General features: G+C 65.6%; 9 protein-coding genes. 4 read left to right on the forward strand and 5 right to left on the reverse strand.

Translation table 11 applies throughout. The annotated features are described in order from the left end of the window. Positions 1–414 precede the first annotated feature (414 nt). The 4 genes from lpdA to ACIP0B_RS18095 are packed head-to-tail and all read right to left on the reverse strand — an operon-like array spanning position 415 to position 5,366. A complete protein-coding gene (gene lpdA, locus ACIP0B_RS18080; protein WP_400834494.1) occupies positions 415–1,788 on the reverse strand; it encodes a dihydrolipoyl dehydrogenase in 1,374 nt (457 codons plus the stop codon). Between the two features lie 7 nt (positions 1,789–1,795). After that, a complete protein-coding gene (locus ACIP0B_RS18085) occupies positions 1,796–3,070 on the reverse strand; it encodes a dihydrolipoamide acetyltransferase family protein (RefSeq protein ID WP_400834497.1) in 1,275 nt (424 codons plus the stop codon). Continuing rightward, a complete protein-coding gene (locus ACIP0B_RS18090; protein ID WP_085583401.1) occupies positions 3,071–4,129 on the reverse strand; it encodes an alpha-ketoacid dehydrogenase subunit beta in 1,059 nt (352 codons plus the stop codon). 1 nt (position 4,130) lies between these two features. Then, positions 4,131–5,366 (reverse strand): 3-methyl-2-oxobutanoate dehydrogenase (2-methylpropanoyl-transferring) subunit alpha, encoded by a 1,236-nt coding sequence (locus ACIP0B_RS18095; protein WP_085583403.1) that lies wholly within the window; start codon positions 5,364–5,366, stop codon positions 4,131–4,133. Between the two features lie 185 nt (positions 5,367–5,551). Here ACIP0B_RS18095 and bkdR point away from each other — a divergent pair, with 185 nt between their 5' ends. Beyond that, positions 5,552–6,040 carry a Bkd operon transcriptional regulator BkdR gene (gene bkdR, locus ACIP0B_RS18100; protein ID WP_007976593.1) on the forward strand — a complete coding sequence of 163 codons (489 nt, stop codon included), beginning with the start codon at positions 5,552–5,554 and terminating at the stop codon, positions 6,038–6,040. Here the strand turns inward: bkdR and ACIP0B_RS18105 are convergent. Beyond that, complete coding sequence (locus ACIP0B_RS18105) at positions 6,037–6,900, reverse strand: MBL fold metallo-hydrolase (RefSeq protein WP_400834502.1); 864 nt, start codon at positions 6,898–6,900, stop codon at positions 6,037–6,039. The two genes, bkdR and ACIP0B_RS18105, sit on opposite strands and share 4 nt — an antisense overlap. Positions 6,901–7,004: 104 nt before the next feature. On the opposite strand from ACIP0B_RS18105, the gene ACIP0B_RS18110 reads away from it, so the two are divergent. The 3 genes from ACIP0B_RS18110 (at position 7,005) to ACIP0B_RS18120 (ending at position 9,545) form a co-directional block, all read left to right on the forward strand. Further along, positions 7,005–7,355 carry an ArsR/SmtB family transcription factor gene (locus tag ACIP0B_RS18110; protein WP_400834505.1) on the forward strand — a complete coding sequence of 117 codons (351 nt, stop codon included), beginning with the start codon at positions 7,005–7,007 and terminating at the stop codon, positions 7,353–7,355. A gap of 135 nt (positions 7,356–7,490) precedes the next feature. Further along, positions 7,491–8,735 carry an FAD-dependent oxidoreductase gene (locus ACIP0B_RS18115; protein WP_400834508.1) on the forward strand — a complete coding sequence of 415 codons (1,245 nt, stop codon included), beginning with the start codon at positions 7,491–7,493 and terminating at the stop codon, positions 8,733–8,735. 9 nt (positions 8,736–8,744) lie between these two features. Continuing rightward, a complete protein-coding gene (locus ACIP0B_RS18120) occupies positions 8,745–9,545 on the forward strand; it encodes a sulfite exporter TauE/SafE family protein (RefSeq protein ID WP_400834511.1) in 801 nt (266 codons plus the stop codon). Positions 9,546–9,666 lie beyond the last annotated feature (121 nt).

Consider the following 9,666-nt stretch of genomic DNA (forward strand, 5'->3'; position numbering starts at 1 on the left):
CAACGTGCTGCACATCAGCGAAGGCTCCACCGCCCTTCACTATGGCCAGCACGTTGTCTTCGGTCAGGGTGCCTTTGTCCCACTCGCCGTTGCGAAAGTACGACAGATAGCGTTTGTCGGTCTTGATGTAGTCAAAACCCAGCTTGTCCCAATTGATGCTTTCGTTACCCATGACACCCTCTATCACTGAACAACCGTCGAAACGGTCAAGGCTTCTGACGTTTTTTTGGATGGGCACAACAATACTTCATTCTGATCCGGTTTCGCAGCCCGGACTATCGGATGACGGGCAGATAAATCGCATGGCCTTGAGGAAATCGCCAGCAGGCTGGCTCCCACAGTTGGATTGCGTACCCCTGTGGGAGCCAGCCTGCTGGCGATGAGGCCTTCTCTGCCGCCTTCAATGTTCCTCAATCAAATGTGCAAGGCATGCCCCAAGGCCCGCAGCGCCGCTTCCTGCACCGCCTCGCCCAGGGTCGGGTGGGCGTGGATGGTGCCGCCGATGTCCTCCAGCCGCGCGCCCATCTCCAGGCTTTGGGCAAGCGCCGTGGACAGCTCCGACACGCCGACGCCGACCGCCTGCCAACCGACGATCACATGGTTGTCGCGGCGGGCGACCACCCGCACGAAGCCGCTCTTGGACTCCAGCGTCATGGCCCGGCCGTTGGCCGCGAACGGGAAGCTCGACACGATGCAGTCCAGCCCTGCGGCCTTGGCCTCGTCCGGCGTCTTGCCGACCACCACCAGTTCCGGGTCGGTGAAGCACACGGCGGCGATGGCGGTGGGGTTGAACTCGCGGGTCTTGCCGCTGATCAGCTCGGCGACCATTTCGCCCTGGGCCATGGCGCGGTGGGCCAGCATCGGCTCGCCGGCCACGTCGCCGATGGCGTAGACATTGCGCATGCTGGTCTGGCAGCGGCTGTCGATTTTGATCGAGGCGCCGTTCATCTGAAGGTTCAGCGCTTCGAGGTTCCAGCCCTGGGTGTTGGGCTTGCGGCCGACGGCCACCAGCACCTGGTCGGTCTCAAGGTTCAGGGTTTCGCCGTTCGGGTCGCGCACTCGCAGCTTGCCGTCGAAGCCCAGGACGCTGTGCTTGAGGTACAGCTTCACGCCCAGCTGCTTGAGGGCTTCGTGCACCGGTTGGGTCAGCTCGGCGTCGTAGGCCGGCAGGATCCGCTCCTGGGCCTCGACCACGCTGACCTCGGCGCCGAGCTTGCGGTAGGCGATGCCCAGCTCCAGGCCGATGTAGCCGCCGCCGACCACGATCAGGCGCTTAGGCACCGACGTGGGCGCCAGGGCTTCGGTGGATGAGATGACCGGCCCGCCGATGGGCAGCATCGGCAGGTCGACGGTCTTCGAGCCGGTGGCCAGCACCAGGTGCTCGCACTGGATGCGGGTGTCGCCGACCTCGACGGTCTTGCCGTCGATGACCTTGGCCCAGCCGTTGATGACCTGGACCTTGTTCTTCTTCAGCAGCGCCGCCACGCCGGTGGTCAGGCGGTCGACGATGCCGTCCTTCCACTCGACGCTCTTGCCGATGTCGAGGGTCGGTGCGCCGACGCTGATGCCCAGCGCCGAATGCTGGCTGTGGTGCTGGGTCTGCTGGAACTGCTCGGCCACATGGATCAGGGCCTTGGACGGGATGCAGCCGATGTTCAGGCAGGTGCCGCCCAGCGAGCGGCCTTCGACCAGGATGGTCGAGATGCCGAGCTGGCCGGCGCGGATCGCCGTCACGTAGCCGCCGGGGCCGCCGCCGATGATCAGCAGGGTGGTGTTCAGGGTTTGCATGCGTGCCTCACTCCACAAACAGGGTCGCGGGTTGTTCGAGCAGGCCGCGGATGGCCTGGATGAAGAGCGCCGCGTCCATGCCGTCGACCACGCGGTGATCGAAGGAGCTGGAGAGGTTCATCATCTTGCGGATCACCACCTGGCCTTTGACGACCATCGGCCGTTCGACGATTTTGTTCACGCCGACGATGGCCACTTCCGGCAGGTTCAGCACCGGGGTGCTGACGATGCCGCCCAGCGCGCCGAGGCTGGTCAGGGTGATGGTCGAGCCGGACAGTTCGTCGCGGCTGGCCTTGCCGTTGCGTGCGGCGTTGGCCAGTCGGGAGATTTCCGCGGCGCTGTCCCACAGGCTGCGGGCTTCGGCGTGGCGCACCACCGGCACCATCAGGCCGACGTCGCTCTGGGTGGCGACACCGACATGCACCGCACCGAGACGGTGGATGACCTGGGCCTCGTCGTCGTAACGGGCGTTCATCTGCGGGAAGTCGCGCAGGGCGACGACCAGCGCCCGCACCAGGAACGGCAGCAGGGTGAGCTTGCCGCGGCTGGCGCCGTGCTTGTCGTTCAGGTGCGCGCGCAGCTCTTCGATGGCGGTGACGTCGATTTCCTCGACGTAGCTGAAGTGCGCGGCGCGCTGGGTGGATTCCTGCATGCGCTGGGCGATCTTGCGGCGCATGCCGATCACCGGGATCTGCTCTTCGTCGTTGCGTTGGGCGTAAGCGTTGGCGGCAGGCGCCGAAGCGTTCGACTGACCTTGCGCCAGATAGGCGTCGAGGTCTTCGTGCAGCACCCGGCCGGCCGGGCCGGAGCCGCGCACCAGGCGCAGCTGGATGCCCAGATCCAGCGCGTGCTTGCGCACCGCCGGGGAGGCCAGCGGACGGTCGCCGGCTTCGCGGGCCACCACCGGGCCCTGGCAAACGGCGGCCGGACGCGGCGCGGCGGCGGGTTTGCTTTCGACGACGGCCTCGACCTTCGGCGCCACGGGGGCCGGGGCTTCCTTGACCGGAGCCGGCGCGGCGGACTCCTTCAGGTTGCCGGCGCCTTCGACTTCGATGCTGATCAGCACGCTGCCGACCGCCATCACTTCACCCGGCTGCCCGCCGAGGGCGATGACCTTGCCGTGCACCGGCGACGGGATGTCGACCATGGCCTTGTCGGTCATGACGTCGGCCAGCACCTGGTCTTCGACGACCAGGTCCCCGACCTTGACGTGCCACTGCGACAGTTCTACTTCTGCGATGCCTTCGCCGATGTCCGGCATTTTAATGACGTGCGTGCCCATTCAGACCTCCATGACCCGTTTCAACGCCGCGCCCACTCGGGACGGCCCTGGGAAATACGCCCACTCCTGCGCGTGCGGGTAGGGGGTGTCCCAACCGGTGACGCGCTCGATCGGGGCTTCCAGGTGATGGAAGCAGTGCTCTTGCACCAGCGACACCAGCTCGGCGCCGAAACCGCAGGTGCGGGTGGCTTCGTGAACCACGACGCAGCGGCCGGTCTTCTTCACGGACTTGACGATGGTCTCAAGGTCCAGCGGCCACAGGCTGCGCAGGTCGATGACCTCGGCGTCCACGCCGCTCTCTTCGGCGGCCACCTGCGACACGTAGACGGTGGTGCCGTAGGTCAGCACGGTCACGTCCTTGCCCGGACGGGTGATGGCGGCGACGTCCAGTGGCACGGTGTAGTAGCCGTCCGGCACCTGGGCGGCGGGGTGTTTCGACCACGGGGTCACCGGGCGGTCGTGGTGGCCGTCGAACGGGCCGTTGTACAGGCGCTTGGGCTCCAGGAAGATCACCGGGTCATCGTTTTCGATGGAGGCGATCAGCAGGCCCTTGGCGTCGTAAGGGTTGGACGGCATGACGGTGCGCAGGCCGCAGACCTGGGTGAACAGGGCCTCGATGCTCTGGCTGTGGGTCTGGCCGCCGTAGATGCCGCCGCCGCAGGGCATGCGCAGGGTCATCGGCGCGGTGAACTCGCCGGCCGAGCGGTAGCGCAGGCGCGCCGCCTCGGAAATGATCTGGTCGTAGGCCGGGTACACGTAGTCGGCGAACTGGATTTCCACCACCGGGCGCAGGCCGTAGGCGCCCATGCCCACGGCGGTGCCGACGATGCCGCTCTCGGAGATCGGCGCATCGAACACCCGCGAGGTGCCGTACTTGGTCTGCAGGCCTTCGGTGCAGCGGAACACGCCGCCGAAGTAGCCGACGTCCTGGCCGAACACCACGACGTTGTCGTCGCGCTCAAGCATCACGTCCATGGCCGAGCGCAGGGCCTGGATCATGGTCATGGTGGTCGTGGTCATGGCGGTTTCCAGCTGGATATTGTTGTTGTGATCGTTCATCTCAGACCCCCAACTGCTGACGCTGGCGCTTCAAGTGCTCCGGCATCTCTTTGTATACGTCTTCGAACATGGTCGCGGCGCTCGGGATCTGCCCGCTGGTGAGGGTGCCGTGCTGCTCGGCCTGCTTCTGGGCGGCGATGACTTCGGCCTCGATCTCGGCGCTGGCGGCGGCGTGTTCCTCTTCCGACCAGTGGCCGATCTTGATCAGGTGCTGCTTCAGGCGGGCGATCGGGTCGCCCAGCGGGAAGTGGCTCCAGTCGTCGGCCGGGCGGTACTTGGACGGATCGTCGGAGGTCGAGTGCGGGCCGGCGCGGTAGGTGACCCATTCGATCATGGTCGGGCCCAAGCCGCGGCGGGCGCGTTCGGCAGCCCAGGCAGAGGCGGCGAAGGCGGCGACGAAGTCGTTGCCGTCGACCCGAAGGGAGGCGATGCCGCAGCCGACGCCGCGTCCGGCGAAGGTGGTGGCTTCACCGCCGGCGATGGCCTGGAAGGTGGAGATCGCCCACTGGTTGTTGACCACGTTGAGGATCACCGGCGCCCGGTAGACATGGGCGAAGGTGAGGGCGGTGTGGAAGTCCGATTCGGCGGTGGCGCCGTCGCCGATCCAGGCCGAGGCGATTTTGGTGTCGCCCTTGATCGCCGAGGCCATGCCCCAGCCCACGCCCTGGATGAACTGGGTGGCGAGGTTGCCGGAGATGGTGAAGAAGCCGGCGTCCTTGACCGAGTACATGATCGGCAGCTGGCGGCCCTTGAGCGGATCGCGCTCGTTGGACAGCAACTGGCAGATCAGGTCGACCAGCGGCACTTCGCGGGCCATCAGGATGCTTTGCTGGCGGTAGGTCGGGAAACACATGTCATCGATGTTCAGCGCCAGGGCCTGGGCGCTGCCGATGGCTTCCTCGCCGAGGCTCTGCATGTAGAACGACATCTTTTTCTGACGCTGGGCGACCACCATGCGGTTGTCGTAGATGCGCGTCTTGAGCATGGCGCGCATGCCCTTGCGCAGGATCTCGACCGGCACGTCTTCGGCCCAGGGGCCGTGGGCGTTGCCCTGGTCGTCGAGCACGCGGATCAGACCACGGGCCAGGTCTGCGGTGTCGGCGGGCTCTACGTCGATGGAAGGCTTGCGCATCGTGCCGGCGTCGGTCAGATGCAGGTAGGAGAAGTCGGTTTTGCAGCCTGGGCGGCCCGAGGGTTCGGGCACGTGCAGACGCAGCGGTTCATACGCTTGGGTCATGGCTTCTACGCTCGATCTTGTGAATTTCTTGTAGTGAGCTGACAGTCGTTCTTCGGTAAAAGAATTCTTGTCCTACAACAATCATAGGCCCGGCCAAGAAGAATATTTCTCTCTGTTTCGTTGCGCTGAAGATCATTTGCAGATAGAAAATCTGCATAAACATAAAAAACAGGTGGTTTTGTCTCATGCGCAAACTGGACCGTACCGACATCGGCATTCTCAACAGCCTTCAGGAGAATGCGCGCATCACCAACGCCGACCTCGCCCGTTCGGTCAACCTGTCGCCGACGCCGTGCTTCAACCGGGTCAAGGCGATGGAGGAACTGGGGGTGATCCGCGAGCAGGTGACCCTGCTCGACGCGGACCTTTTGGGGCTGCACGTCAACGTGTTCATCCATGTGAGCCTGGAGAAGCAGGTGGAGGAGGCCTTGCAGCATTTCGAAGAGGCGATCTCGGACCGCCCCGAAGTGATGGAGTGCTACCTGATGGCCGGCGACCCGGACTACCTGATCCGGGTGCTGGTGCCGACGATCCAGTCGCTGGAGCGCTTCATGATGGACTTTCTGACCAAGGTGCCGGGCGTGGCCAACATCCGTTCGAGCTTTGCGCTCAAGCAGGTGCGCTACAAGACTGCGCTGCCGCTGCCGGCGAATGGTCTGACGCTGGGCAATTAGACCTGGTTGATCGGGATCTTCAGGTACGTCACGCCGTTGCCTTCGGCCGGCGGCAGGTTCCCCGCCCGCACGTTCACCTGGATCGCCGGCAGCAGCAGCGTCGGCATGCCCAGCCCGGCGTCGCGCCGGGTGCGCATCTCGACGAACGCCGCCTCATCGATGCCGTCGTGCACGTGGATGTTGCTTTTGCGCTGTTCGCCGACGGTGGTCTGGCACTGCGGGCCGCGGCCGGCCGGCGGGTAATCGTGGCAGACGTAGAGTTTGACGCTGGCGGGGAAGGCCAGCAGCTTGTGGATCGACTTGAACAATTGATGGGCGTCGCCGCCGGGGAAGTCGCAGCGGGCGGTGCCGACGTCGGGCATGAACAGGGTGTCGCCGACCAGGATCTGCTCGCCGTCGATCAGGTAGGCCATGTCTGCCGGCGTGTGGCCGGGGACGTGCAGGGCGGTGGCCTTGAGGCGGCCGATCATGAACGATTCGCCGGGGGCGAACAGGTGATCGAACTGCGAGCCGTCGGCGCGGAATTCCGGCTCCAGGTTGAACAGCGCCTTGAACACGTCCTGCACCTTGCTGATCGCCTGGCCGATGGCGATCTTGCCGCCCAGTGCCCGGCGCAGGTACGGCGCGGCGGAGAGGTGGTCGGCGTGGGCGTGGGTTTCCAGCAGCCATTGCACCTGCAGGCCACGGGCATGGACGAAAGCGATGATCTTGTCGGCCTGGGCGGTGCAGGTGCGGCCGGCGGCGCCGTCGTAGTCGAGCACCGGATCGACGATCGCGCACTGGCCGCCGTCGGCCTCGTAGACCACGTAGCTGTAGGTCGAGGAGGCGGGGTCGAGGAAGGCTTCAATCAGTGCGGGCATGGAGATGAACCTGTGAAAGGGGACGAGAAGTCAGTCATGGGTTGCAACACTTTATGTAAAAACATAATGTTCGCAGCTTAAGTGACGTTGAAGGCTTCCTGCAAATGCAATCCAGTCTGACCGAATGTGAAGTCGCCCAACTGCGGGCGTCGGCCTCCAAGGCCTGTTCGCTGCTCAAGGCCCTGGCCAACGAGGACCGGCTGTTGATCCTCTGCCAGTTGACCCAGGGCGAGCGCAACGTCGGCGACCTGGAAAAGATGACCGGCGTGCGTCAGCCGACCCTGTCCCAGCAATTGGGCATCCTGCGTGATGAAGGGCTGGTCGCGACCCGCCGTGAAGGCAAGTACATTTTCTACGGCCTCGCCAGTCACGAAGTGATTCAGGTGATGAAAACCCTTTCGGGCCTGTACTGCGGCGCGGTGCTCAAGAGCTGGGAACAGCCCGGAACCCAATAACGAAACACGGTACCTGTGGGGCGGGCCTGCCCGCGATTGCGGCGGCTCAGGCCATGTCGATGCCGAATGTTCCGCCGTCATCGCGAGCCGGCCCGCTCCCGCATCCATCCTTGCGTGCAGCAAAAGGAACAAGCAATGAACGACCAACACTGGGGCCCATCCATCAGTGCGGACATCGTGGTCATCGGCGGCGGAACGGCCGGCATCGGTTTCGTCGCCAGCCTGCTCAAGCGTGATCCGACCCTGAAAGTCACTGTGATCGAACCGAGCACCCACCATTACTACCAACCGGCGTGGACCCTGGTCGGCGGCGGCGCCTACGACGTGAAGGACACCGCGCGGCCGATGACGTCGGTGCTGCCGCGCCAGGCGACCTGGGTGCAGGCCCTGGTGACCTGTATCGACCCGGACAAGCGCCGACTCACCCTCAACGACGACCGCACCGTCAGCTACCGCAACCTGATCGTCTGCCCCGGCCTGCGCCTGGCCTGGGAGAAGATCGAAGGCTTGCAGGAAAGCCTCGGCCGGCACGGCGTCACCTCCAACTACAGTTATCAGCACGCGGCCTATACCTGGGAGCAGGTGCAGAACCTGCGCGGCGGCAAGGCGCTGTTCACCCAGCCGGCGATGCCGATCAAATGCGCCGGCGCGCCGCAGAAGGCGCTGTACCTGTCGTGCGATCACTGGCTCAGGTCTTCGGTGCTGAACGGCATCGACGTGGAGTTCAACCTGGCCGGACCTGCGCTGTTCGGCGTGCCGACCTTCGTGCCGCCGTTGATGAAATACATCGAGAAGTACAAGGCCCGGCTGGCATTCAATTCGAACCTGGTGAAGGTGGACGGCCCGGCGAAGACCGCGTGGTTCGAGGTCAAGGACGCCGACGGCAACGTCACCCGCGAGGCGAAAGCCTTCGACCTGCTGCACGCCGTGCCGCCGCAGGTGTCCCCGGACTTCATCGCGCACAGCCCTCTGGCCGACCCGGCCGGCTGGTGCGAGGTCAACCCGCACACGCTGCAGCATCCGCGTTATCCCGAGGTGTTCGGCCTGGGCGACATCTGCGGCACGACCAACGCCAAGACCGCCGCGGCGGTGCGCAAACAGGTCGTGGTGGTCGCGCAGAACCTGCTGGCCCTGCGCAAGGGCCAGCCGCTGCCGCTCAAGTACGACGGCTACGGTTCGTGCCCGCTGACGGTGGAGAAGGGCAAGGTGATCCTCGCCGAGTTCGGCTACGGCGGCAAACTGCTGCCGACCTTCGCCCTCGACCCGACCGTGCCGCGCCGTTCCGCGTGGTGGCTGAAGGCGACGTTGCTGCCGTGGTTCTACTGGAACGGCATGCTCAAGGGCCGCGAGTGGCTGACCGGCCTGTCCAGAGTCGAGTAAGGACCGCCTATGTTGCTGGCAAGTCTGTTTGGTGTGGTGATGGGGCTGATCCTCGGCCTGACCGGGGCCGGCGGCGGGATTCTCGCCGTGCCGGCGCTGGTGCTGGGGTTGGGCTGGAGCATGACGCAGGCGGCGCCGGTGGCGCTGTTCGCGGTGGGCAGCGCGGCGGCGGTCGGCGCCATCGACGGCTTGCGCCACGGGTTGGTGCGCTACCGTGCGGCGCTGTTGATCGCGGCGCTGGGGGCGGTGTTTTCGCCGCTGGGCATCTACTTCGCCCATCAGTTGCCGGAGAAGATCCTGATGATCCTCTTCAGCCTGCTGATGGTGATGGTGGCCGCGCGCATGCTGCGCCGCGAACGCAAGGAAGAGGGGCCGAGCGACCACGGCCATGCCAGTTGGGGGCAGAAGAACTGCATGCTCAACCAGCAGACCGGACGCCTGGCCTGGACCGCCAAATGCACCGCGACCCTCGCGGCGCTGGGGGCGGTGACGGGCGTGGTGTCGGGGCTGCTCGGCGTCGGCGGCGGCTTTTTGATCGTGCCGGCGTTCAAGCAACTGACCGATGTGCAGATGCGCGGCATCGTCGCCACGTCGCTGATGGTGATCAGCCTGATCTCCGCCATCGGCGTGGCCGGTGCGTTCCACGCCGGGGTACGGATCGATCATCTGGGCGCGGCGTTCATCGTCGCCAGCATCGTCGGCATGATCATCGGCCGCAAACTCTGCTACCTGGTGCCGGCGCGGGCCTTGCAGGTGGGCTTCGCCGGGGTGTGCCTGGTGGTGGCGGCCTACATGATGCTGCGGGCCTGAGCCGGGGGAAGGTGCACGCTTGTGGCGAGGGAGCTTGCTCCCGCTGGGGCGCGGAGCGAACCCCGGTTGCGCCCGGTTGCGTCTGCTTCGCAGCCGAGCGGGAGCAAGCTCCCTCGCCACA

Source organism: Pseudomonas sp. NPDC089534, from assembly GCF_044749305.1.
GTDB classification, from domain to species: domain Bacteria; phylum Pseudomonadota; class Gammaproteobacteria; order Pseudomonadales; family Pseudomonadaceae; genus Aquipseudomonas; species Aquipseudomonas ekonensis.